A 22,731-nucleotide genomic window follows, 5' to 3' on the forward strand; every position below is an offset into this window, starting at 1 on the left:
CCGGATGAGCGGCAGGCACACCCACGCGATCACCCGGGATGAGGCGCTGCGCCTGCCGGCCGAGGACTCCGGGCGGGCGTGTCAGCAGTGCCGGCGGACACCGATCTCGGGGTGCTGTGACCGCGGGCCGGGTACACGCTGGGGGGATGGAGCATCCGCCGATAGTCGTGCACAGGCCGTCGCCGAGCGGCGGCCGGCGCGTCACGATGCGCGGCAGGATCGTTGCCCTGGCGTACTCCGATCACGACCTGAACGTATTCCTGGCGGACGCCGGGCTGCTGGATCCCGATCTGCTGCTCGATGACCCAAATGGGTGGAGTGGCGGGGTGGCCGCGCCCACCATTGGGGCGCAACGTAGGTCGTCAGGCGCACTGCAAAGCCGCATATGCGCTCGCAAGGAAGGCCCCGCGGGCCTGTGATACTGCGCGCTGCGCTGCGACCATCCGCGCGCGAATAGCCGGGGGAGGCGGTGAAGCTGGCGCCGTGCGCCCCTTCCTGTCCCTGTTGGCCGAGTCGGACGCGCTGGGCGCTGCCCCGTCCGAGAGGCGCATCTTGAAGGCGGTGCGCCGCGAAGCGCGCGGGTTCGCGGAATCCTGGAGGGTCCAACCGCTGAACCCGCGTGTCGTCGCCGGTGGTTGTCCACGGTGCGATGAGCGCGGCGGCCACCTATTCCCGGGTCGGCGCCGTCTGTTCTGCCTGCCAGATGGTGGTGTGGTCGGCGTTGCCGCGGGTCTGGACGTCGACGCGGGCGTCGTCGACCATGGCCGTCGACTCCCCGTGCGCGGTGTTGGCCCGGCGGGCAACCCTGGGGCTCGCCAGTACCAGCACCACGGGAGGCCGCTCTCCGGTGACATCTTCCTGGCATTCTCCATGGCCAACGCGGGTGCGCTGACCAATAGGTTCTCGGCGGACGACGGCAGCGCTCCGTACGAGTCGATGCGCTTCGTGCCGTTGGGCCGGAGGGACCCCTTCTACGGCGCGCTCGTCGAGTCAGTGGAGGAGGCGGTCCACAACGTGTTCACGGGCGCGCACTCGATGACCGGCCGGGCCGGCCACCACGCCCCCCACTGCCGCTGGGCCAGGTGTCCGACCTGCTGGCAGTGGGGGGCGCGGTGCCGTAGCGCGGGACCGGCGGCGGCGCCGTCCTAGCGGGCGGTGGGCTCGGGCGCCGGGCGCTCGAGCGGCGTCCTTCGGATTCCGGTGATGACCCAGGTGCCGCCCTGCTTGGCCAGGTTCACCGTGCGGTGCTCGGTGTACGGGGTTCCCACCGCTAGGCCGCCCTTTTTGAGGTACGCGGGGTCTCCCGCGGTGAACTCGAAGACGGTGTCCATCTCGGCTTTGGCGGTCCTGCGGTCCCGGTCGACGGTCGAGCGGTACCAGGCGACTTTCTGCTGTCGCGTGGCGAGAGCGTTGTCCCGGAAGAGCGCGGTCACTTTCGTGCCGTAACTCTGAGCGTCGAGGGCCTTTCTGAACTCGGTGCCGTAAAAGGCGAACTCGCTCTTCACGCTCTCCGAGACCGACGCGCTGCTGCGGTCGTCGACCGTGCCCGAGTGGAGCACGACGGTCCTGCGGATCGCAGTGACGTCGGGATCGTCGTCCGCCAGGGTCTCGATGGTCTCGCCTTCGGCGTCGATGAGCGTCCACAGGGAGCGGTTCTCCGGGCCGGTGGGCGGTCCGGCTTGCCGCGCAGCGGGTGAGGGGGCCGGGTCCGGAGCGGTGGTCCCGGAATCGCAGCCGCTGAAGAGCAGCACGGCGAGCGTGGGCAGGGCGAAGCGGGTGGCGAGGCGGCGTGCGCGCATGGGCGGAGCTCCTGGGTGGGTGGCGCGCCCCGGTGGCAGGGGCGCGCCGTGGGTGTCAGCGGTGGCTCATGACGCCGGTTCGGCCGTCCACTGGCTGGTCCAGTAGCCGGCCGGCACGTTGCCTTGCTCGATGAATCCGGTCAGGCCCTCGGTGTGCGCGTAGCCACCGGAGGCGCGGTTCTTCAGGCGCAGGTGACCCGCTTCGGGCTCTTCCGTCCAGTCGGCTTCGGGCGCGTTTGAGGCCGCTGTGCCGTAGTGGACGTAGCTGTCGGAGGCGGATGTCCGGAGGTAATCGCCTGTCCACCGGTTACGGAAGCGGGTGTAGCCGGTCGGTGTGGTCTCCGGCGCCCACTGGGAGCTCCAGGCGGTGGCGGGCAGGGTGCCGTACTCGGCCTTCCCGGCCTTGTTCTCGATGTGCAGGTACTGTGAGGTCTGGCGGTTCTTCAGCCGCGTGTACCCGTTGTTGCCGTACCCGCCGTCCTTCTTCCACACGCGCAGGTAGTCCACGCTCCAGGACTTGGGCCAGACGTCGTTGTGCTGTCCGGAGCCGGCGTCCGTGTAGATGCCCATGATCATGCCCATTGGCATGTTCGGGGCGTCGTTGATGGTCTTGTACAGCTGGTTGTCGTAGTAGAAGTTGAGCTGGGTGGGCGTCCAGTCCATCCCGTAGACGTGGTACTCCTCGGTGGGCTCGCCACTGGGCACCGGGTCCTCGTGCAACGTCCAGGAGCCGAGGAAGTTCGGGTCGCCCCAGCCGTACGCGGCGATCCGCCAGGTGTCCGGCTTGCTGAAGAACGTTTCGATCATGTCGATCTCGGCGTTGGCCGACGCGCTGCTTGTGTCTTTCGTGCCGACCAGCCACAGGGCCTGGTGGCCACCGCCGCCGACGTCGGAGAGCTTGGCGCGGGTCTCGACGTAGCCGTACTGGGTGGAGTAGCCGTTGAAGTCGGGCTCGTGGTGGTCGTTGGGCATCGCATAGTTGAACCGGTGCCACCAGTCCTTGTTGTAGGTCTGGATGCTGGAGATCTTCACCGTGCTGTCGTAGGCGGGGTTCCAGGCCGGGGTGTCCTGGTCGATGCGCTCGGTGAGCACTCCGTTTGCGACGGTGTACCGCGCTTTGGCCTTCTCGCGGTCGGACGTCCAGTGGGGGAGGTAGTACGGCAGCCACTTGTTTGTGTTCAGGGAGCTGCCGTTGAACTCCTCCTGGAAGTCCAGGGTGTAGCCCGGCTTGTCCGTCGGGTTGGCGGGGAAGTCGGCGGCCGATGCGGCCGGGGCGGCGGCCAGTGTGCCCAGCGCCCCGAGGGTGGCGGCCAGCACTCCCAGGAGAGGGGTGCGCAGACGGCGGTGTCTCAACTTGACTCCTTCGGAACAGAGTTGAGGAGGCCCTGGCTGCCGCGGTGACGGCAGGGCGACGCAGCCGACATGGCCGACACAGCCGGGCACTTCCAAAAGAAAGTTTCCTGCGTAATGTGCCGTCAGGTATGCCTGCTGTCAACAGCTGCGTAGGCGTCAGATCGCTGCGTGCTCGGCCTCGAACAGCCATCCGCGCACCAGGTCCCGGGCGGCCTCCACGCCGCCCACGGCAACCGCGCCTGCGGTCAGTGCGCCGAGTGTGAGGGGCGGAACCTCGTAGCAGATGCCGGTGAGCTGCTCTCGCACCGCTTCCAGTACGGCGGGCCCGGACGCGGCCAGCGCGCCGCCGAGCACGATGAGCTGCGGGTCGACGGCGAGGACCATCGCGCCGATGCCGTCCGCCACCGCGCGGGCGTAGCTGTCGACCGTGGCCCGGGCAGCCGGATCGCCGTGCCGGGCGCGGGTGAACACCAGGTGGCCGGCCTCTCCAACGTCGGACAGGGCGGCACCGGAGCCGCCGCTGAGCTTGGCGGGGGTGTCCTCCCAGCCCAGGCTGGGGTGCTTGCCGATCTCGCCCGCCGCCCCCGTGCGCCCGGTGAACGGCTTGCCATTGACCAGGATTCCCACGCCGAGCCGGTTGTCCAGGTGGACGTACAGCACGTCGGAGGTGCCGCGGGCGGCACCGATCCGGTGCTCGGCCAGGACGGCCAGGTTGGTGTCCTTCATCGCGACGACAGGGCAGCGCAGCAGTTCGTGGAGCTGGTCGGCCAGGTGCACGCCCGACCACTGGTGGATGGCCACGCTCAGTCGCACGTACCCGCGCGCGTCCACGATCCCGGGTGTGCCGACGCCCGCCGCCCACAGGGGTGGGCCGTCCGCGGGAAGGTGCTCGCGCACCAGGTCGGCGGCTTCCCGCAGGCGTTCGTCGGGGTCGAGTGCGGCGAGAGTCGGGCGGTGGGCCTCGGCCAGCAGGGTCCCGCCGAGATCGGTGATCTGTACGGAGATGCCGTGGGAATCGATGTGGATGCCGGCGAGGCGTCCGGCGTCGAAGTCGAAGGCAAAGCGCTGCGCGGGCCGGCCGCCGGTGCGAGTCGCGTCCTGGCCGTCGAGGGCGAGCCGGCCGTCCGCCACGAGGGCGGTGACGATGCCGCGCACCGTGGGGCGGGAGAGCGCGGTGACCTGTGCGATGGCACTGGTCGTCAGTGGCGGTCCGTCGTACAGCAGTTGGAGGATCCGGCTGGTGTTGAGATGGCGCAGAGCGCTCTGGTCGCCGCCCGGCAGGACGTCCGAGTTCTTCATGTCCCCCACTCGCTGCGTACTTTTCCTGTCACGGATCGACATACCCGTTCTTACCTCTTGACGAGCGCGATCGCGTATCTCATCCTTCCGAAGGAAAGTTTCCTTCGGAACTCGCTGGCTGGCAACCTCGGCTCGACATCCTGCCACACCAGCGTTTCTTCCCCCATGTTCACAGGAGAGCAGCGTCGATGAGAATCAGCAGAGTTCTGGCAGGAGCCGTCCTGATGGCGTTGTGCGGGACCGCCTGCGCACCCGGCGCTTCGACGGATACGGCGGGAGCGGAGCCGTCCGGCCCGATCAGGAAAGGGCTGACCGGCGAGAAGGTCACGCTCAAGCTGGTATCCACGCCCGAGTCGGGAGCGGCGGTCAAGTCGGTCATCAAGGCCTTCGAGGCGAAGTACCCCCAGGTCACGATCGACTACGAGGACAACAACGTCGACGACTACAACAAAGCGCTGAACCTGTCGCTGGCCTCGGATCAGGCACCCGACATCGCCCTGCTCAACTCGGTCGGCACCACAGTCAAGGACGGCCTGGTCATCGACCTGTCCCGGTACGCGAAGGCGTACGACTGGGACAAGACGTACCCGAGCACGCAGCTCAACCAGTGGCGGGTCGCCGAGGACGGCAGCACGCTCGGCACCGGCGGCCTGTACGCGGCCCCCGCCGGCTTCTCCCTCGTGGGTGTCTACTACAACAAGGCGAAGGCCGCCAAGGCCGGGATCACCACTCCGCCGGCCACCCTGGAGGAGTTCGAGGCGGCCCTCGCCAAGGCGAAAAAGGCTGGTGAGCTTCCGCTCCAGCTCGGCAACCAACAGGGCCACGCCTCCTTCCCCCTCCAGCTCATCGGCCAGTCGGCGGACGGTGCCGAAAAGGCCGCGCAGTGGACCTTCGGCCAGAAGGGCGCCACCTTCGACACCCCGGGCAACCGCACCGCCGCCGACAAGCTCGCCGCCTGGAACAAAAAGGGCTACCTGCCGGGCAGCGCCAACGGCACCGATCTGCAGACAGCCGTCGACAAGTTCACCAAGGGCCAGGGCGTCTACTTCGTCGACGGCAACTGGGACGCCGAGAAGATCGGCGACAAACTGGGCAAGGACGCGGGCTTCATCGCCTTCCCCTCGCCGAAGGCCACCGCGATCGGCACTTCCGTCGCCTACGCCATCTCCTCGAAGAGCAAGAACGCGGACGCCGCAGCCTACTTCCTGGACTTCCTGCACTCGCCCGAGGCATCGGCCGCCGAGTTCAAGGCCGGCTTCATGCCCGCCGACCTCACCGCCGCCAAGCCGCAGGACGGCACCGTGATGAAGGACATCGTGGCGGCCTGGGGGAGGGTCAACGAGGACAACGGTCTCGTAGGCTTCAACAACAACGCCACCGCGACCATGAACGACAAGCTCACCGCCACCACCCAGGAACTCCTCGCGAACCGCACCGACACCGACGGCTTCGTCAAGGCGATCCAGGACGAGTGGTCCAAGACGCATGGCTGACACGCTCATGGGAACCGAGCGGTCCGCGGTTTCGTCCGAGCCCCGGCGCGGGGCGGTCACCTCACCGCGCCGCAAGGGCCGGTTCGTTCCGCTGCTCTACGTGGCCCCCGCTCTGGTCTTCTACGCACTCTTCGTCATCGCGCCCTGGCTGCACAGCTTCTGGATCTCGTTCTGGAACTGGAACGGCATCGGCGTCGCCACCTGGGCCGGGCTCTCCAACTACACCGCGGTGTTCGAAGAACCCGCCCTGCGCGCCGCCCTGACGCACGCCTTCGGATTCATCGTCTTCTACACGGTGGTCCCCGTCGTCCTCGGCCTGATCCTGGCCGCCGTGACCTCGGCCGTCCCGTGGCGGGCCATGCCGGTGATCCGCACCATCATCTTCCTCCCGCAGATCCTGCCGCTCGTCGCGGTGGGCGTCGTCTGGAAGTGGATCTACGGTGAGGACGGCCCGCTCAACCAGATGCTGCGCGCGGTCGGCCTCGGCTCCCTCGCCCGTGCCTGGCTGGGCGACTTCACGTACGCCTTCCCGGCCGTCGGCCTGATCGGCACCTGGGTCTCCACCGGACTGTGCTTCCTGCTTCTGCTGTCCGGCATCGGCAAGATCGAGCCGTCGCTCTACGAGGCGGCCCGGCTGGACGGCTGCGGCCGGCTGCGCGAGTTCTGGCACATCACCGTCCCGGGTCTCCGCAAGGAGATCGGCGTCGCCTGCAACGTCACCGTCATCTCGGCCCTCGCCGGCTTCGACATCGTGTACGTGATGACGGGCGGCGGGCCCGGCTACTCCACCATGGTCCCCGGCGTCCAGGTCTACCAGCTCGTCTTCACCGCCGGCCGGGTCGGCACCGCATGCGCCCTGGCCACGGTGCTCTCCCTCATCACCTGTGCCGCCATGTACGGCCTCAACAGGCTGTCGCGGGAGCGCTGACGCATGCCGCGCATCTCACTGGAGTCCTCCCGATGACCAAGCAACTGCCCAGGCTGGCACTCATCGTCGCCGCCGCAGCCGTCCTGTTCCCCTTCCTCGCCCTGTTCACCGCGGCACTCCAGCCGCAGAGCGACCTCTCGCCGGGCCTGTCCTGGCCGTCCGACCCGCAGTGGGGGAACTTCGCCACCGCGTGGACCACAGCCGGATTCGGCTCGCTGCTGAAGTCGAGCGCCATCATCGCGCTCGGCGTCGTACCCATCGCCCTCGTCCTCGCGACACTCGCCGGCTACGGCCTGGCCACAATGCAGCTGAAGGCCAAGGGACCGCTCTTCGCCCTGCTGATGCTCGGACTGGCCCTGCCGTACGAAGCCATCGTGATCCCCCTCTACTACGACCTGGACACGGTCGGCCTGCTGAACACCTACTGGGCCGTGATCCTGCCACTGGTCGGGCTGTTCATGCCCTTCGGTGTCTTCTGGATGCGTACGCACTTCGAGTCGCTGCCCAAGGAGCTGATGGAGGCCGCCGCCGTGGACGGCGCGAACAGCTGGCGCACCCTCACCCGCGTCCTGCTCCCGACCGCCGTACCCGCACTCACCACGCTCGGGCTCCTCTACTTCATGTGGGCGTGGAACCAGTTCCTGCTGGCCCTGGTGCTCATCCAGGACCCCATGATGCGCACGGCCCCATCCGGGCTGGGCAAGTTCGTCCAGCAGTACGGCAAGAACATCCCGCTGCTGTCCGCCGGCACCTTCATCGTGATCGCACCGATCGTGCTGATCTATCTCTTCTTCCAGCGCCACTTCATCAAGGGCATCCTTCAGGGTGCCGTCAAGTAAGGGATTTGATACGTGACCATCACCCTTGCGATCGTCGGAGCCGGAGCCCGGGGGGCTTCCTACGCACGCATCGCCGCCGCCCAAGGTGGAGCCGTCGTCACGGCGGTCGCCGACCCCGACCCCGTACGCCGGCAGACCCTCGCGGACGAGTTCGCACTGCCGCACGACCGGGTCTTCACCGACTGGGCGGAGCTCGCCTCCCGGCCGCGTCTCGCCGACGCGGCGATCATCGCCACGCCCGACCGCATGCACGCCGAACCGGCTGTTGCGCTGGCGGATCAGGGTTACGCGCTGCTGCTGGAGAAGCCGATGGCGCCGACAGAGGAGGAGGCCCGCCGCATCGTCGAGGCAGCCACCCGCAACGACATCCTTCTCGCGGTCTGCCACGTCCTGCGCTACACGCCCTACTCGGTCAAGCTGAAGCAGCTCATCGCCTCCGGACGGATCGGTGACGTCGTCAGCGTCGAACACCTCGAACCCGTCGGCTGGTGGCACCACGCGCACTCCTACGTACGCGGGAAGTGGGGCGTCGAGGCGGAGTCGTCGTCGATGCTGCTCGCCAAGTCCTGCCACGACATCGACTGGCTCGGCCATGTGGTGGGCAAGCCGGTGGAGCAGGTCTCCTCCTTCGGCAACCTCTTTCACTTCCGCCCGGAGAACAAGCCGGAAGGCGCTGGTGACCGCTGTGTCAGCTGCTCCGTCGAACGCAGCTGTGCCTATTCCGCTCCGCGCATCTACGAACGCTTCCTCGGCGACCCGGTCTTCGAGCAGTGGCCTCTCGGAGTGCTCACCGACGACGTGACGAGCGCCGGGCTCACGAAGGCACTCGAGGAGGGCCCCTACGGCGAGTGTGTCTACAACGGCCGCAACGACGTCGTGGACCACCAGGTGGTGAATCTCCAGTACGAGGGCGGTGCCACCGCCTCCTTCACCATGACCGCCTTCACCGGTCTCGACTTCCGCAAGACACGGGTGTTCGGCACCCACGGTTCGCTCGACGGCGACGGCCGAACGCTCACGCTCCACGACTTCCGCACCGACACCCGGGAGGTCTTCGACTTCGACCCCGAAGGCGGGGCATCGGCGGCGGACGGCCACGGCGGCGCGGACGACGAGCTCATCCGGGCGTTCCTCGCAGCGATCGCCGACGACGACCGCGAGCTGGTGAGCACAGGCCCGGACGAAGCCCTGCGCTCGCACCTGGTGGTCTGGGCCGCGGAACGCGCGCGGCACAGCAGCCAAGTGGTCCGTATGGCCTGACCCGCCCCGGCGTCGCAACGGCTCTGTCGAAGCGCAGGCCCTTCTCCGCCGACCGTCGTGCCAGCCAGCCCGCGATCTCGTCCACCACCGCGGCGTCGACGTGCCCCGGCCGGGTGTATTCAGCAGGACCTTCGCATCCCATTCGGCGAGGATGTCTTCGGCGCGGTGACGGTCGCGTGGCTGACCTGTGCCTCACGGGCGAGTTTTTCCTTGGTGAGTGCACCGTCGGTGTGCACGGGCGTGCCGGAGCAGCCGGGCCATGGCCGCTCTCAGCTTGTCGGCGGACGCTGCGGATACCGGCATCAGGCGCGGCCTTCCTCTTCGAGAGCGCGGGTGATGCGCTGGACGTCAGTGAGTCGAGTGAAGACAGCTTCCCGGCGCGGCGGTGACAGCCCCGGTTCCTTGGACCGGGCGGTCAGGTCGTCCTCTTCGGCGACCCAGTACGGTGCGTGGGCGCGGGTGATGGTGGAGTTGCGGCACTTGGCCGGCTGGCAGGCGCCGAGCAGCGGGGCCAGTCCACGTTGGGCTACGGGGGCGTCGAACATGCAGTGGTTGATGGTGCCCAGGTGCAGGTTGGGGAATTCATCCGCGAGCAAAGCCTCTTCGTCTCGCTCGTCGGCGATCTGTGCCCGAAGCTGCGGGTTGTTGTTGATGGTGTCGATGACCAGAGGAAGCAAGGCCGGTGACCGAGAACCGAAGCCGCACCCGCCCGGGCGCCGAGCCCGGCTCACTCCCGCTGATGAGGACACCCGCAGCGCCTCGTACGAGCAGAGGCTCTCGCCCGTGACGACTCCCGCGGGTCTGGTCCTCGTCGGCTCCGCGCCGCCCTCAGCTGTCGCCATCATGACTTCGTCGAGGGCCGTGTGCCGCGCGTCCTCATCAGCGGCGGCCGCTCCGGGCAGCCCCCGAATGCCATCAGCGTCAGCACAGCTGCCCCGGGCGTCTCACAGCCGGACGCAGTCTGCCCAAGCCGACCGTCCACGAGTGAGCACTTTTTGCCCGTACTGAGCACCAACCGGTCTGGAAAGTGAGTAACGATCACGGCGAGCCTGGTGATCGTCGCTCGTGACCAAGGGAAAGGTGTGATGGACGTAGTGGTGCTGGGAGCCGGGCCCGTCGGCCGGACGGCTGCGAGGACGCGGGTCCGTGACGGTCACCGGTTCACCGTGTTCCTGATGAAGCGTGAGGGCGCACAGCCGCCCCGGGTGAGCGGGGACAAGGTGGTGAGCGGGAGACACCGTTTGGGCGTCATCCACTCGCACCCGCCGCTGCCTGCGGTGCCCGGAACCCGCCGGTGGACTCCGGGCATCGCCGAACTGACCGCCGGGCGAGCGATGATCGCCGATCTCCTCGACGGCCCGCGGCGGTGGCCGACTCCTGGTACCCGCCCCGGCGACGAACGGTTCGCCATCATGACCGGCCGCCTCCCGGCATGTTGCGGTACCGCCGTCGCGGCGCTGCTCCTGAGCGACGAGGGTGCGCCGCGTCGCCCGCACGTCAAGGGAGGGCAGCGACGGTTACACGGCCCTGGTTCGCTCACGCGGCCGGCGCGGTCGGTTCCGGCGGCGGTGCGGCCGGCAGGCGAATGCCGCACATGAAGTTGCCCCCCAGGCAGATGGTCGTGACGAGAACTGCCTCTTGAAAGCGGACCGTGGGGGACTCCCCGGTCCAGACAGTGGAAAGCGCAGGAAAATGAAGCTACTCGGACTTGTCGGCAAGCCGATGAAAGCCGTCCGCCGCTCGCTGGTGTCGGCCACCATGGCAGGACTCGCCCTGGGACTGACGCCCGGGCCGGCGCAGGCGGCGGAGACCACCGTCACTGGCACCTACCAGAACAAGGCGACCGGCCTGTGTCTCGACAGCGACGCCACCGGCTGGGTCTACACGTCGATTTGCGACCCGAACAAGGGCAACCGTTACCAGCAGTGGGTCTTCACCTACACCGGACCTTGGGCGAACACCATGGTCAACGTCGCCACGAAGAACTGCCTGGTCATCGATGCCTTCGGCCGGTCCCTCGCCACGACGCGCTTCTCCTGCGGAAGCTCTGTCAACACCCGGTGGACGAAGGACGGCGATGCCCGCCGCAGTGCCGCGTTCCCCAACGTGTGTCTGGACAGCAACTGGTCCTACGAGGCCTACCCCCTGGCCTGCAACGGCGGTAACTACCAGAAGTGGCAGCTCAACGTGCTCTCCCGCACCTGAGCATCCGGCAGACGACAGAAGGCACGGCAATGAAGACACGTACATCCCACACCGGATCGAAGAAGACGGCCCGCCGACTGGTTCTGCCGGTTGTCACGGCAGGGCTCGCACTGAGCCTGATGCCCTCTCCGGCGCAGGCGGCGGACATCACCGTCACCGGCACCTATCAGAACAAGGCAACCGGGCTGTGCCTCGACGGCAACGCCAACGGCGAGATCTACACCTCGGTCTGCGACCCGAACAAGAAGAATCCCTACCAGCAGTGGGTGTTCGTCTACTCCGGCTCGCAGGCGAACAACATCCGCCAGGTCGCTACAGGTAACTGTCTGACCACGGCATGGAGTGGTGACCACGTCTTTTCCTCGCCACTCATCTGTGGATTCGACGATTACAGCCGGTGGATCAAGGATGGTGACTCCCGGCGTACGGCTGCCAGGCCCACGCGGTGCCTGGACAGCAACGCGGTCGGCGAGGTGTACACCCTGGCCTGCAACGGCGGTAACTATCAGAAGTGGCAGCTGAACGTGATCTCCCGCACCTGAGCCAGCACGGAGCGGTCGCCTCATCGTGAAGCCGGCACGGCTCCTCACGAAGGGCGGCCGCTCGTCCAAAGGTCCACCCGAGCGGCGCTTCCTGCCGCGCAGACTTCTGCTGTCGTGCACACACCGTGCGCCGCCCTGCGCCTGCCGCCCCGGCCGGGGAGCACCGCAAGTCTCCTGGGTGAGCAGGATCTCAACTCCTCGACGTCATCTCTCTCGCTCCGCAGCTGGCACCGCATGGACTGGCCCTCGACGCTGCCCGGCACCGTCTCTGCACCACGGTCGAAGAAGGCATCGCAAGAGGCGGAGCACTCGTCGCACTGGGCACTCTCACCCGCAGGCCGGCCCGGAGCATCGAGGTGGGGGCCGCCCGATGTGGCGGGGAACTGGCGGCAGAGCGTCGCGGTGGCCATCCGGGGTACCGAGGCCGTTCTCACTGACGGATTTGACAGTGAGAACGGTCCGTCTCAAGATGAGTGAGAACGGTCCGTCTCAAACAGTGTCGGGGCGGAACGACGGGCACATCGCCCGTCAACGAAATCAAGGGATGATCATGCAGATCGACTTCACCGGCCGCACCGCTCTGGTCACCGGCTCCACCATGGGCATCGGCCTCGCCACCGCCGAGGCGTTCGCCCGTGCCGGCGCCCGCACCGTCCTCAACGGCCGCGACGAGACCCGCCTCAAGACGGCCGCCGACACGATCCGCGAGCGTGTCCCCGGCGCCGACCTCGTCACCGTCGCCGCCGACGTCACCACCCCCGAAGGCGCCCAGGCCCTCCTGGAAGCCGTCCCCCAGGTCGACGTCCTCGTCAACAACACCGGCATCTTCGCCTCCACCCCCATCCTGGAGATCCAGGACGAAGAATGGCGTCACTTCTTCGACGTCAACGTCCTCAGCGGCGTTCGGCTCGCCCGCCAGTACATGCCCGGCATGATGGAACGCGGCTTCGGCCGCATCGTCTTCGTATCCAGCGAGACCGCCGTCGACACCCCCCTCGACATGGTCCACTACGGCGTCACCAAGACCGCGCTTCTCGCCGTCGCCGCAGGCTTGGCCAAGGCCGCCGCCGGCACCGGCGTCACCGTGAACTCCGTCCTCCCCGGCCCCACCCACACCGAGGGCATCGAGGAGTACATCACCAACCTCATTCCCGAGGCGGAGACCTTCGACCAGGCCCAGCGCCAGTTCATCGCCGACTTCCGCCCCACCTCGCTCCTCCAGCGCCTCATCCGGCCCTCCGAGGTCGCCGACCTCATCGTCTTCGCCAGCTCCGCACAGGCATCCGCCACCACCGGCGCAGCCCTCAAGGTCGAAGGCGGCACCCTCAACTCCCTCACTCCCTGACCCTCCCGGGAAAGAGACGCGGGCCACGCAACTCTGGTGGAGAGCCGACTGCGTGAACAGGGCGCGCTCGTGCAAACCGGCGCCGCCTCACGCGCCACCTTCGACAGGCAGACAGACAGACGGACTTGGTGCCCGGGGCGGGGTGGACGCCCCGGGCACCAGTCGTTTTGCCTGAGGGCAAGTCCATAAGACTTCTTATGGGGCGTTGTACGGCGAAGGGCTTCCGCCTCCGGGGAGATCGCTTCGGCGGGTCCTGCCCGTCTACCGGTGCGTGCTCAGCCGGCTCGCGTCTCGTGCAGCAGCGAGGAGGCTGCCGGTTGCCCGGTGCTCTCCCGCCGCCACAGCGCCTCGCCCAGCCGCTCGTGCGCGTGCTGGAGGTGGCGGCGATAGGTGCTGTAGGGCAGCCCGAGGCGTTCGGCGGCGGCCATCTGGGTGGGTACCCGATGGAAGTAGGTCGTGGCGATGACGCGGTGCAGTTTCGCTGCCCGCGGTTCCGAGCGCAGGTCGTCGACGACATCGGTGAGCAGATCGCGCAGCATCTCCACCGCGCGCTCCGCGCTGTAGCCAGGCTGGCTGGTCAGCATCGTGGTCTGCCGCAGCGGGTTGGCCGCGAGATCATCCTCCCGGTGCCAGTCGCGCAGCGCGGCTCGCACGGCGGTGGTGAAGTCTGCGCGCGCCAGCGTGGTGGCCGGAGCCGAGGTGGCAGGTGCCGGTCCTGTCCCGGTGAGCGCGCCGGGCTGGGTGCGCTCGAACCAGACCGACAGCGGTGTCTCACGCCAGTCGCAGGCGAACAGGGCGTAGGTGTACCCGTTGGGCCACGGCAGTTCAGAGATCCGGGTGTGGCCCAGATGGTGCATCAGCGGCTCCCACAGGTCGGGAAGCGGACTGATCATGAACGACCAGGCCAGTCCGTCGGAGCGGATCCAGTCCGTGCAGATCCGCAGCTGCATCAGGTGCTGCACCGGCGAGATCTCGCCGTAGGCGGGCGGGTAGACGAAGAATCGGGCCAGCATCAGGTGTTGGCCCGGGCGCATCGTGCTGGTTCGCTGCGTGTGCTCCCACGCCTGGGCGAGGATCGGGTCGATGGCCAGCTCATCGGCGCCGGGCCGAGTCACCCTCAGCCAGGTCATGAATGCGGCAGGCTCGCCGGTCACCGAGTCGCGGTAGATCCAGAAGGCCTCAGGCTGCTTCTTCAGCCAGAAGTCGGCGATCACCGCGGACTGCGGACCCTCGGCCTCGGTGACCAGGCGGTGGATGGCATCGTGGTCGCCCGGCCGGAGGGTGTCCTCGTGGAAGTCACCCTCCCGTCGCATCTGGAAGTACTCCCCCATCGGGCCGTAGCGCTTGAGGTAGGTCAGCTCGCGTATCGCGATCAGTGCCTCGTCCGCCGGTGCGGTGCGCGCCTGCTCGAGCAGGACGTGTCCCAGGCGGCGGTGCATCTCCTTGTACCCTTGCGGATCGCGCCAGCGTAGATCCGCATCGATAGCGTCGCTGACGAGGTCGTGCAGGAACATCCCCTGCCGGCCCCAGTCGGCGATGGGCAGGCGCCGCAGCCAGGTGAACATCTCCGCGCACTGCCCGGGCCCCACCATCGCGCGCAGCAGTCCTTCGGTGGTGGTCATCGCATGGGCCGCCACCTCCAGGGCGAGCCGGTGCACGGGGGAGGGGACGTCGCCGACCATCTGGGACAGCAGCCTGGTCAGCACGTCGGGCGTCGGAGCCCAGCTGGATTCTTCCCCGCTCTCCGCAATGCTCGCGGCCAGACTCAGCGCCAAAGGGTGGCCGCCGGCGAAACCAAGGACTTGTTCGCGCAGGGCCGGCGTCAGATCCCGCAGTTCCAGCAACTGCGAGGCCTCACCCGGGTCCAAGTCGCCCAGCGGCATGACAGCGAGCACCTCACGCCAAGCGAGATCCGCGCTCCAGGTGGAGCTTGGCCCCTCACGCCCGGCCAGCACCACCAGATTCCGCGTGGACAGGCCGGGCAGGAACCGGTCCCGCAGCCACCCCTCCAGCCCCTGGCAATGTTCGAACGCGTCGATGAGCAGCACCGCGTCCGGGTCCGCACCGGCCACTTCCGCCTCCAGACCTGCAGGGGAGGGATCGATCAGCCGGCCGTTCACCTCGACGACCGGCCTGCCTGCTGTCCGGCTCTCGTCGGCGAACCTGCGCAGCAACGTCGACTTCCCCACCCCGCCGGGACCGTGGACGTAGATGACCGCAGGTGCGTCCACGACGCCGGACAGAGCTTCCCGGAACATCGCGAGTTCCTCCGCCCTGCCCACGAAGGAGCGCTCACGTGCCCACCGCAGTCGCTCGGCCAGACTCTTCGCATCGCGTCTCATGGGCCGCAATATAGCCACCGGCCCAGGTCACTCTTATGACTGAAGAACGTGATAACTACTTTAGTTATAGCTGCTGGTGTGAGGGGCCCGGAAGGTCGGAAGGAGGCCCTCAAGCGTGCTTTGCTGTGCCTGTGGTGCATGAGAAACGCGGTGGCATGCCAAATCTCGACCTCCTGCTGACCTTCGTGGAGGTCTACCGGGCAGGGTCGCTCTCGGCTGCCTCGCAGCGCCTCGGATTCACCCAGCCGGCAGTAAGCGGCCAACTGGCCCGCCTGGAGGAACAGATCGGCGAACCGCTCTTCGTGCGCACCTCCCGAGGAGTGACGCCCACACCGCGGGCGGCAGCACTGGCTTCGCGTGTCAGCGGACACGTCGACGGGCTCCGCAAGGCACTGGGCTCGTCCGAGGAGCCCCTACTCGGAGGGACGGTCCGTATCGGGGCCGCCGCAGAGTTCATGACCTTGTGCGCCACCCCGGTACTCGCCGATCTGACCAGGCAGGGTGTTCAGGTGCACGCCGTGCTCGGCCTGGCCGACGACCTGCTGGCCGCACTGGCGGCCGACCGGTTGGACCTCGTCGTCTCCTCCGTACGCCCTACCCACGACGCCCTCCACGGGGAAGCCTTCGTGGACGAGCAGTTCCTGCTCGTCGCACCGCCCGACATGGCCCGCACTGTCGACCCCGAACGGCTACGGAACGAGCCCGTGGCGGCACTGGCACACCTTCCTCTGGTGGCGTACGCCGAGGAACTCCCCATCATCCGTCGCTACTGGCGCAGCGAGTTCGGACGCCGCCCGCCCAACCCGCTCGCGTTCGTCGTCTCGGATCTGCGCGCCGTTCTGGAAGCCGTGACAAGGGGCGCCGGCGTCTCTGTACTCCCGCGTTACATCGCCCTGCCCGCGCTGCAGTCCGGAAAGGTCCTCCAACTCCACGAGCCGGAGGCAGCCCCCTTGAACACCCTCTACCTCGCCGTCCGGCGGAGCGCGCCTCCGAACTCCGCCGTCACCGTCCTGCGGGAGGCACTGCGGCAGGCTGCCCGTCGGTGGGACATGCTGTGAGCCTCACACCCCCGCTCGCGAGCAAGACGCGCTGAGGCGCCTTTGCACCAGCCCCGGCTCCTCTCGGTCGCGGGCCTTGGGCTCCGCACAACGAGGCTCGCGGGGGGATGCTTCTGGGGCGCCGTAAGCGGGTCGCCGAGCAGCGGAACAACCAAGGGACGAGCACCCGGGCACGATCGCGGCCCGGCCGCGAGTGAGGGGGTCCTTTCAGCCGCTGCCCGCAAGATTCTTACTGCGGATCCGTCACCCGATCGGTGGCCAACGTGAAGAAGCTCAGTGACGACGCTGATGGCGCGTGAGGAAGTCCACCAGGGCACTCCCGTACAACGGGTCTCCTCGCTACCCTCCAGTTCGGCGGCGTCGAGGGCGCAGGTGAGGTTCCACGGCACGTCGGAGGTCTCGTACCGGCGTCCGGAAAGGACAGCTCCGAGCAGTGCTCACCCGACACGCCCATCGATCTGTCGCGGAGATGCCCCGCGGCGCCCATAGGGGCATCGCGGGGCATCCCCTGTCCGTGCGTCACACGCCGGAGGAGGGGACCTCCTTCAGGGCGTCGACGGCCTGGCGGACGATGACGGCTTCGGTGTACAGGACGGTGCCGGGCTTGATGAGTCCGGCGTCGCCCCCGTTGGGTCGGACCTGGATCGTGCGCTCGCCCAGGTAGGTGTACGTCGCGGGGTCGAAGACCCATTCCGTGCGGGCGCCGGAGGTCTCGTCCAGGCGGGCGACGGCGATGCCGTGGCGGCCGACGGCGTCGACGGCGTCCTTGACCTGGACGACGCCGGGGATGTCGGCGGCTGCCTTGAACAGGGCGGCGTTCAGCCCGGCCGGCGGCAGGGACTCGTTCAGCAGGTCGCCGATGGTGGTGAACGCTTCCTGGTCGGGGTTGTTGCCCTTGCCCTTGGTCTCCTTGTAGATCTTCTTCAGGAGGATGTCGGGGTCGGTCGGCAGGGTGGCGAGGTAGTCGTAGGTCGGCGCGTTGAGGTAGGCGGGTTCGCTCGTGCCCTTCTCGTTGGCGCGGTCGAGCTTCTCGCCGCTGGACGAGGTGACGGCCGGGTCGATGAGCCAGCCCTCGGTGCCGTCGGTGGAGTTCCAGACCTGACGGCGGTGGATGCCGTCGCTGGCCAGTGTGGTCTTGTCGTCGACCGTCTTCTCGTAGGTGGTGCCGACCTTGCTCTCGACGTACACGTACTGGCCTGCGCCGACCTTCACCTGCGGGGTCTTGGTCGCGGCCAGGGAGATCCGGTCCAGGAGCTGGGGGACGCCCGAGCTTGTCCCGGTGCCGACCGTCGCGGTGAGCGGCGGCCCGGCCACCGTCTGCGAACCGGTGTCGCCGCTGCCGGTGAGGGTGAGGACGCCCGCGGCGAGGAGGGCGAGCGAGCACGCGGCGGCGGGCAGGACGAACAGGGGGCGCAGGACTCTGCGGCGCGCCGGCACCGTGGTGGGGGGAACGGCCGGGGCGTCCTGGGTGTCCTGCTGGATGAAGGTCATGAGTTCTTCCTTGTGAAAGGCATGGCGGCCTGCGGGGAAGTCGGCTTCCTCGAGGGAGAGCAGGTGCTCGCTCTCGTGCCATTCGTCAGGCGCGGGACGGGAGTTGCCTGAACGGGATGGACGCATGTTCACCGGGTTCCTTCCTGTGCGGACCGGGCCGCGATCGTGCGGTCTCCTCTTACCTGCCGATTCGCCGGCGGTGGTTCCCGAATTTCGGTCACGAGTTGCGCGTCGGCGAGTTTCTTCAGCTTCTTGCGGGCCCGGGAGAGCCGGGAGCGCACCGTGCCCACCGGAACTCTGAGGACCTGTGCGGCGGCGGCGTAGTCCAGGCCCTGCCACAGGCACAGGCTCAGCACCTCCCGCTCGGTGCGCCGCAGTGCCGCGAGTGCCTGCGCGGTGGCGGCCAGGCGGTTGCGGTCGTCCAGGCGGCCCGCGACCTCGTCGGCGTGATCAGCCACTGCCATCTCACCGCCCGGACCGGCTGCATGGGCGGCGGCCGCGGCTGCGGCTTTGTAGCGTCGGTTGCTGCGTGACTGGGCGCGTACGAGGTTGGTGGCGATGCCCAGCAGCCACGGCCGCACGCTCCCGCCCTCCGCGTCCAGGCGCAGGCGCCCGCGCCAGGCTTCCATGAAGGTAGCCGACACGATGTCCTCGGCGGCCGCCCAGTCGGCGGTCAGCCGGTAGGCGTGGTTGTAGACGGTTTTTGCGTACTCGTCGAAGAGTTCCGCGAAGACTTGCGGATCCCCCGCTCGAATGCGCGCGCGCATGGTTGTGGTCACCTCAGTCAGCTGTCGTTCAATGGGGCGGAGTTCCAGAGATGTACGTCACACCCAAGGGCGCGCCGGGGCCCGTGGCATCGATGAGGGCGCCGGATCAGCACATGCTGCCCGCATGACAGGGCCCCTTCCTGCGCGGCGTCTGCCGGGCCGCGCAGGAAGGGGCGTGTCTGCCGGGCCCGGAGGCCGGTCGTAGCGATGAGGAGCTCGGTGTCGCGGATGCGGGCTGTTGCGCGCCTTACGGCACCAGGACGACCTTGCCGACCACCGTGCCGGATTCGGCCATCTGTACGGCCTTGGCGACGTCGGCGAGGGGGATGCGGGCGGCGACCTGGGGGGTGAGGCTGCCGTCGGCGAGGAGGGCGAAGACCTGGGTCAGGTCGGCGTGCAACTTGGCCCGGAAGGTATCAAGGCGGCGCCGACCGGCCCAGATGTTGTAGAAGTGGGCGCTCTTGCAGTTCGGAGCTGCGTTCCACAGCATCAGACGGGCGAACAGTTTGAGGACGGGGGCCTTCGACGAGCCCTGGACGTCCCGGGTGGAGGCCGTGCCGTAGGAGACGAGCGTGCCCTTGGGGGCGAGCAGACGGTAGGAGGTCACGATGCCCTCACCGCCCACGTGGTCGAAGACCGCGTCATACCCCTTGGGGGCCAGGGCGCGTAGCTGCTCGTGCAGGTCGGGGTCCCGGTAGTCGAGGGGGGTGGCGCCCAGCGTGCGGACGGCGTCGTGGTGCTTGGGCGATGCGGTGCCCACCACCGTGGCGCCGGCGATGCGGGCGAGCTGGACGAGGGTGGAGCCCACGCCGCCGTTCGCGCCCAGCACCAGGACGGTGTCACCGGCGCGGACCTTGGCCAGGCGGTGGAGCATCTGCCAGGCGGTGATGCCGTTGACCACGAAGGTCTCGGCGTCGGCGGAGTCCACCGCCTCGGGCACCTCGGTGAGGTCGCCGACGTCGACGCTGACGTGGCTGGCCCAGCCGCCGGTCTTGGTCAGTACCGCGAAGCGCCGCCCCAGCACACTTCCCGGCACGCCCTCGCCGACGTCGACGGCCCGCCCGATGAGGTCGTACCCGGGGACGAAGGGGAAGGGCGGCTGGTCGTAGTACTTGCCGCGCCGCATCTGCTGCTCGGCAAAGGAGACCCCGGCAGCCTCCATCGCCAGCACCACCTGCCCGGGGCCGGCGGGGCGGGCAGGCCTGGTGCGCACCTGGATGCCGTCCGGCTCGACGATGCCGGGCAGCACCGCCTCGGTGACGGTGGACGAAGCGGGCGGGAAGCCGGCGGCGGAAACGCGGGCGGGGGAGTCGTACATGGGATTGCTCCTCATTTCGGATGGGCCGGCGTCCGGCGACGGCGGCACGGTGGGGCATCGGCAGGGGGGAGTGGCCCGCAAGGGCCGGCAGCGGGGCGGCCGAGCCGACAGGTGGCCGGCCGCCCGGGCGGCGAGGGTCGGGAGGTGGTCTAGAGGGCGGAGTCGGGGATCCACGAGCCGTGGATCATCGCGGGCACCCGGCGGGGGAGGTGGATGGTGGCGACCGGGGGCACGGTGAGGTCGGAGGCGTCCAGGACGAGCATCTTGGAGGCGTCGGCGTTCAGGTCGCTCACGACCGTCAGGAGGTATCCCTCGTCCTCACCGGTGGTGCCGTCCGCCTGGACGAACACCGCTTCGCTGGGCAGCTGGCCGGTGCCGAAGGGCAGCATCTGCCGGGTACCGGCGGCACGGTCGTACTTCACCAGGGTGTGGTTGCCGATCCCGAGGTCGTCGGGGAAGGACAAGGCGTACTGGTAGCGGTGCTTGCTTCCGGTGAAGCTGTCGTTGATGGTGGGGAACTCCACCGTCAGGTCGTCGGTCTGCTGCTCACGGACGGTCCCTGCGGCGAGGTCGATGGTCCAGCGGCGGCTGCGGGAGCCGGAGTTCGGCTCGGCGCCGCGGTCGGGGGCGCCGACCCACCAGTTCCAGGAGCGCTGCCAGCCCTCGCGGCCCACCGTGGGGCCCTCGACGACGATCCGCCCGAAGGCGTCCTCGTAGGCGTTGGCGAAGTGCATGCCGTACCCCTGGCCGATCTCGAACCAGCGGATCTTCGCCGCACCCCCCGCACCGCGCGGCATGACGCCGATCCGCGAGGCCTGTGCGTCACTCCAGCCGTAGGGGATTCCGGAGTGCTCGGTGGGGTCGAAGGTGACCGAGCCCTCCAGGAAGAGCACATGGTGGGCGGTGATCGCGAAGTCGTGCTTGAGTGCGGCGCTCGCGCCTGGGACCTCCTGGCTGTCCAGCACCTGGCCGTCGGGAGAGGCGACGTGGTGGATCAGGTAGGGAGGGAAGGGGGAGGACGCGAAGAAGTGCAGTTCGCCGGTGGCTGGGTCCTCCTTGGGGTGGGCGGTCATGGCGGAGGTGAGCTTGCCGCCGAAGTCGTAGGCGCCCACCGTCTCCAGGTCGGCCGTCAGCTCGAAGGGCAGGGCCGCCTCCGACAGGGCCAGCAGCCGCCCGCCGTGCTCGATGACGTGCGTACCGGCCGTGCTGACCCGCAGGTCGGGGCCCCGGTCGGTCATGTACGGGGCGCCCTCCAGGGCGGGGGTGTGGACCCACCGGTTGCGGTACCACTCGGCGCGGCCCTCGTTCAGGCGGATGCCGTGCACCATGCCGCTGCCCTTGAACCAGTGGGAGGGTGTGATGCCGGGCTTGGGGTTGTGGCTGTTGCGGATCAGGCGGCCGGTCAGCTCCGGCGGCAGGGTCCCCTCCACAGTCAGTTCGGTCGCGGTGATCTCGTCGGTGACGGGGGAGTAGTGACCGGTCAGGTAGGGCTTGCTTGCCATGACGAACCTCAATCTCAGTAGGAAGAATCAACAATCAAGTGTGTGTGGTCAGACACTCACTATCGGGGCGAAAAAGAAGGCGACCGCAGGATCCGCAGATGCGCGGCCGCCTTCCTGGAGGCGGGTCAGTAGTGCATGATTCCCGCCGTCAGGGTGCGGGTCCAGGGCGCGGAGATCGCCTCGGCGTCGATGGAGACCAGCAGGTGGCAGAGCATGCCGACGGCGAAGAACTCCTGCACCTGCGCCTCGCTGCCGCCCGAGGCGCTGCGCACGTACTCGACGCTGCGGGCGTACCCCGCCCGCACCGCCTCCCGCACGGCCGGCTCGGAGACCGCGGCCGCTTGGGCGTGCAGCTGGACCAGCATCAGATCGTTGTCGCTGATCAGGCGGGCGTACGCGTCCCCCATGGAAGCGAGCACCGCCTCGGGGGAACTGCTCTCTGCTTCTGCTGCACCGTTCTCGAGGGCGGCGCGCACCCTCACGAAGCAGTGCTCGACGACCGCGGTGAAGAGAACTTCCTTGTTCGGGAAGAGGCGGTAGACGTAGGCCTGCGAGATACCCGCCGCCTTGGCCACCTCCGTGGTGGTGGTCCCGAAGTACCCCCGGGCCGCGAAAGCCCCGATGGCGGTACGCAGTACCGTCTCCCTGCGCTCTTCGGCTGTGGACAGTTGGCGTCGCTCCGTCTTCATGTGAGTACTCAATCACTCACTCTTTCTCGTGTCAAGCGTGCTCTGCGGGTGCCTGGCGAAGGCGCTGAGGTCAGGCCTCTGTCCGGCGCGTCGGGCGCAGGCCGTCAGCAGGCGCAGACCCGGGCGCAGTGGCCGGAAGCGCTCCCTCGCATACGGGGGGTGGACCTTCCTGTCGGCCGGGGTCCGGTCCCGGCGATGTGGGGCCCTCCACTCGCCCAAGGGGGGAGGGCCACCGTCCCGGGCGTCTAAAGAGACCATCTCATTTGGCGAGTCTGCGGTAGCAGATGAGGGTGCAGGCGATGCTGGTGAAGGCCAGGAAGTGGTCGCCGCCGGCGGAGCAGGTGTGCACGACAGCGGCGCGCCCGGGTTCCGGCCGCGCCGCTGTCGAGCTGTGGTCAGCCCTCGGGGGAGCCCCCGGGTCAGTGGAGCTTGTTGACGGCGGTCTTCGTCGTGGTGCGGAAGGCGGTCAGCGGGGCGTCCTCGAGGTCGCCCATCTGGCCC

Annotated in this window: 20 protein-coding genes and 1 pseudogene; 10 read left to right on the forward strand and 11 right to left on the reverse strand. The window is 68.7% G+C overall.

All coding sequences use genetic code 11. The features are described 5' to 3' along the window. Positions 1-146: 146 nt before the first annotated feature. Positions 147-358, forward strand: a pseudogene (locus ABZY45_RS34845) (hypothetical protein). A gap of 308 nt (positions 359-666) precedes the next feature. Here ABZY45_RS34845 and ABZY45_RS34850 read toward each other — a convergent pair. Then, positions 667-831, reverse strand: coding sequence for a hypothetical protein (locus ABZY45_RS34850; protein WP_356746267.1), 165 nt, complete (start codon positions 829-831; stop codon positions 667-669). Positions 832-870: 39 nt separating this feature from the next. Here ABZY45_RS34850 and ABZY45_RS34855 point away from each other — a divergent pair, with 39 nt between their 5' ends. Beyond that, a complete protein-coding gene (locus tag ABZY45_RS34855; RefSeq protein WP_356746268.1) occupies positions 871-1,149 on the forward strand; it encodes a hypothetical protein in 279 nt (92 codons plus the stop codon). Here the strand turns inward: ABZY45_RS34855 and ABZY45_RS34860 are convergent. The 3 genes from ABZY45_RS34860 to ABZY45_RS34870 form a co-directional block, all read right to left on the reverse strand. Continuing rightward, positions 1,146-1,799, reverse strand: coding sequence for a hypothetical protein (locus ABZY45_RS34860; protein ID WP_356746269.1), 654 nt, complete (start codon positions 1,797-1,799; stop codon positions 1,146-1,148). The two genes, ABZY45_RS34855 and ABZY45_RS34860, sit on opposite strands and share 4 nt — an antisense overlap. A 66-nt stretch (positions 1,800-1,865) precedes the next feature. Next, positions 1,866-3,152, reverse strand: a complete 1,287-nt coding sequence (locus ABZY45_RS34865) for a glycoside hydrolase family 16 protein (RefSeq protein WP_356746270.1) — start codon at positions 3,150-3,152, stop codon at positions 1,866-1,868. Between the two features lie 156 nt (positions 3,153-3,308). After that, a complete protein-coding gene (locus tag ABZY45_RS34870; protein ID WP_356746271.1) occupies positions 3,309-4,451 on the reverse strand; it encodes an ROK family transcriptional regulator in 1,143 nt (380 codons plus the stop codon). 188 nt (positions 4,452-4,639) lie between these two features. Here ABZY45_RS34870 and ABZY45_RS34875 point away from each other — a divergent pair, with 188 nt between their 5' ends. The 4 genes from ABZY45_RS34875 to ABZY45_RS34890 are packed head-to-tail and all read left to right on the forward strand — an operon-like array spanning position 4,640 to position 8,971. After that, complete coding sequence (locus ABZY45_RS34875; protein WP_356746272.1) at positions 4,640-5,944, forward strand: extracellular solute-binding protein; 1,305 nt, start codon at positions 4,640-4,642, stop codon at positions 5,942-5,944. Continuing rightward, the gene (locus ABZY45_RS34880; protein WP_356746273.1) at positions 5,937-6,872 is read left to right on the forward strand and encodes a sugar ABC transporter permease; all 936 of its coding nucleotides are present in this window, start codon (positions 5,937-5,939) and stop codon (positions 6,870-6,872) included. Before ABZY45_RS34875 ends, ABZY45_RS34880 begins: the two co-directional genes overlap by 8 nt. Positions 6,873-6,904: 32 nt before the next feature. Continuing rightward, positions 6,905-7,711 carry a carbohydrate ABC transporter permease gene (locus tag ABZY45_RS34885; protein WP_356746274.1) on the forward strand — a complete coding sequence of 269 codons (807 nt, stop codon included), beginning with the start codon at positions 6,905-6,907 and terminating at the stop codon, positions 7,709-7,711. 12 nt (positions 7,712-7,723) lie between these two features. Next, the gene (locus ABZY45_RS34890) at positions 7,724-8,971 is read left to right on the forward strand and encodes a Gfo/Idh/MocA family oxidoreductase (protein WP_356746275.1); all 1,248 of its coding nucleotides are present in this window, start codon (positions 7,724-7,726) and stop codon (positions 8,969-8,971) included. Between the two features lie 302 nt (positions 8,972-9,273). Here ABZY45_RS34890 and ABZY45_RS34895 read toward each other — a convergent pair whose 3' ends face one another. Beyond that, a complete protein-coding gene (locus ABZY45_RS34895; RefSeq protein ID WP_356746276.1) occupies positions 9,274-9,648 on the reverse strand; it encodes a hypothetical protein in 375 nt (124 codons plus the stop codon). A gap of 1,015 nt (positions 9,649-10,663) precedes the next feature. Here ABZY45_RS34895 and ABZY45_RS34900 point away from each other — a divergent pair. From ABZY45_RS34900 to ABZY45_RS34910, 3 genes are all read left to right on the forward strand, one after another. Continuing rightward, positions 10,664-11,176 (forward strand): RICIN domain-containing protein, encoded by a 513-nt coding sequence (locus tag ABZY45_RS34900; RefSeq protein ID WP_356746277.1) that lies wholly within the window; start codon positions 10,664-10,666, stop codon positions 11,174-11,176. Between the two features lie 29 nt (positions 11,177-11,205). Continuing rightward, entirely contained in the window at positions 11,206-11,718 is a 513-nt protein-coding gene (locus ABZY45_RS34905) for an RICIN domain-containing protein (RefSeq protein ID WP_356746278.1), read from the forward strand. A gap of 550 nt (positions 11,719-12,268) precedes the next feature. Beyond that, positions 12,269-13,063, forward strand: a complete 795-nt coding sequence (locus ABZY45_RS34910) for an SDR family NAD(P)-dependent oxidoreductase (RefSeq protein ID WP_356746279.1) — start codon at positions 12,269-12,271, stop codon at positions 13,061-13,063. A gap of 275 nt (positions 13,064-13,338) precedes the next feature. Here the strand turns inward: ABZY45_RS34910 and ABZY45_RS34915 are convergent, their stop codons facing one another. Beyond that, a complete protein-coding gene (locus tag ABZY45_RS34915) occupies positions 13,339-15,405 on the reverse strand; it encodes an ATP-binding protein (protein WP_356746280.1) in 2,067 nt (688 codons plus the stop codon). 155 nt (positions 15,406-15,560) lie between these two features. Here ABZY45_RS34915 and ABZY45_RS34920 point away from each other — a divergent pair, with 155 nt between their 5' ends. Next, positions 15,561-16,463 carry a LysR family transcriptional regulator gene (locus tag ABZY45_RS34920; RefSeq protein ID WP_356746281.1) on the forward strand — a complete coding sequence of 301 codons (903 nt, stop codon included), beginning with the start codon at positions 15,561-15,563 and terminating at the stop codon, positions 16,461-16,463. Between the two features lie 519 nt (positions 16,464-16,982). Here ABZY45_RS34920 and ABZY45_RS34925 read toward each other — a convergent pair. The 5 genes from ABZY45_RS34925 to ABZY45_RS34945 all read right to left on the reverse strand — a co-directional run bounded on the left by ABZY45_RS34925 (position 16,983) and on the right by ABZY45_RS34945 (position 22,230). Then, positions 16,983-18,080, reverse strand: a complete 1,098-nt coding sequence (locus ABZY45_RS34925; protein WP_356746282.1) for a CU044_5270 family protein — start codon at positions 18,078-18,080, stop codon at positions 16,983-16,985. 2 nt (positions 18,081-18,082) lie between these two features. Next, positions 18,083-18,721 (reverse strand): RNA polymerase sigma factor, encoded by a 639-nt coding sequence (locus ABZY45_RS34930; protein WP_356746283.1) that lies wholly within the window; start codon positions 18,719-18,721, stop codon positions 18,083-18,085. A 247-nt stretch (positions 18,722-18,968) separates the two neighbouring features. Next, a complete protein-coding gene (locus tag ABZY45_RS34935) occupies positions 18,969-20,039 on the reverse strand; it encodes a medium chain dehydrogenase/reductase family protein (RefSeq protein ID WP_356746284.1) in 1,071 nt (356 codons plus the stop codon). 149 nt (positions 20,040-20,188) lie between these two features. Then, positions 20,189-21,541 carry a carotenoid oxygenase family protein gene (locus ABZY45_RS34940; RefSeq protein ID WP_356746285.1) on the reverse strand — a complete coding sequence of 451 codons (1,353 nt, stop codon included), beginning with the start codon at positions 21,539-21,541 and terminating at the stop codon, positions 20,189-20,191. 125 nt (positions 21,542-21,666) lie between these two features. Beyond that, positions 21,667-22,230 (reverse strand): TetR/AcrR family transcriptional regulator, encoded by a 564-nt coding sequence (locus ABZY45_RS34945; protein ID WP_356746286.1) that lies wholly within the window; start codon positions 22,228-22,230, stop codon positions 21,667-21,669. Positions 22,231-22,731: the final 501 nt, after the last annotated feature.

Origin of the sequence: Streptomyces sp. NPDC006516 (genome assembly GCF_040611875.1) — a bacterium.
Taxonomy (GTDB): domain Bacteria; phylum Actinomycetota; class Actinomycetes; order Streptomycetales; family Streptomycetaceae; genus Streptomyces.

What these genes read in the sequence shown, in the direction of transcription:
- ABZY45_RS34910 (WP_356746279.1), top strand. Translation starts at nt 12,269, where the DNA reads ATGCAGATCGACTTCACCGGCCGCACCGCTCTGGTCACCGGCTCCACC.
- ABZY45_RS34920 (WP_356746281.1), top strand. Translation starts at nt 15,561, where the DNA reads ATGCCAAATCTCGACCTCCTGCTGACCTTCGTGGAGGTCTACCGGGCA.
- ABZY45_RS34925 (WP_356746282.1), bottom strand. Translation starts at nt 18,080, where the DNA reads ATGCGTCCATCCCGTTCAGGCAACTCCCGTCCCGCGCCTGACGAATGG.
- ABZY45_RS34875 (WP_356746272.1), top strand. Translation starts at nt 4,640, where the DNA reads ATGAGAATCAGCAGAGTTCTGGCAGGAGCCGTCCTGATGGCGTTGTGC.
- ABZY45_RS34860 (WP_356746269.1), bottom strand. Translation starts at nt 1,799, where the DNA reads ATGCGCGCACGCCGCCTCGCCACCCGCTTCGCCCTGCCCACGCTCGCC.
- ABZY45_RS34915 (WP_356746280.1), bottom strand. Translation starts at nt 15,405, where the DNA reads ATGAGACGCGATGCGAAGAGTCTGGCCGAGCGACTGCGGTGGGCACGT.
- ABZY45_RS34935 (WP_356746284.1), bottom strand. Translation starts at nt 20,039, where the DNA reads ATGTACGACTCCCCCGCCCGCGTTTCCGCCGCCGGCTTCCCGCCCGCT.
- ABZY45_RS34900 (WP_356746277.1), top strand. Translation starts at nt 10,664, where the DNA reads ATGAAGCTACTCGGACTTGTCGGCAAGCCGATGAAAGCCGTCCGCCGC.
- ABZY45_RS34885 (WP_356746274.1), top strand. Translation starts at nt 6,905, where the DNA reads ATGACCAAGCAACTGCCCAGGCTGGCACTCATCGTCGCCGCCGCAGCC.
- ABZY45_RS34945 (WP_356746286.1), bottom strand. Translation starts at nt 22,230, where the DNA reads ATGAAGACGGAGCGACGCCAACTGTCCACAGCCGAAGAGCGCAGGGAG.
- ABZY45_RS34905 (WP_356746278.1), top strand. Translation starts at nt 11,206, where the DNA reads ATGAAGACACGTACATCCCACACCGGATCGAAGAAGACGGCCCGCCGA.
- ABZY45_RS34870 (WP_356746271.1), bottom strand. Translation starts at nt 4,451, where the DNA reads ATGAAGAACTCGGACGTCCTGCCGGGCGGCGACCAGAGCGCTCTGCGC.
- ABZY45_RS34930 (WP_356746283.1), bottom strand. Translation starts at nt 18,721, where the DNA reads ATGCGCGCGCGCATTCGAGCGGGGGATCCGCAAGTCTTCGCGGAACTC.
- ABZY45_RS34940 (WP_356746285.1), bottom strand. Translation starts at nt 21,541, where the DNA reads ATGGCAAGCAAGCCCTACCTGACCGGTCACTACTCCCCCGTCACCGAC.
- ABZY45_RS34880 (WP_356746273.1), top strand. Translation starts at nt 5,937, where the DNA reads ATGGCTGACACGCTCATGGGAACCGAGCGGTCCGCGGTTTCGTCCGAG.
- ABZY45_RS34855 (WP_356746268.1), top strand. Translation starts at nt 871, where the DNA reads ATGGCCAACGCGGGTGCGCTGACCAATAGGTTCTCGGCGGACGACGGC.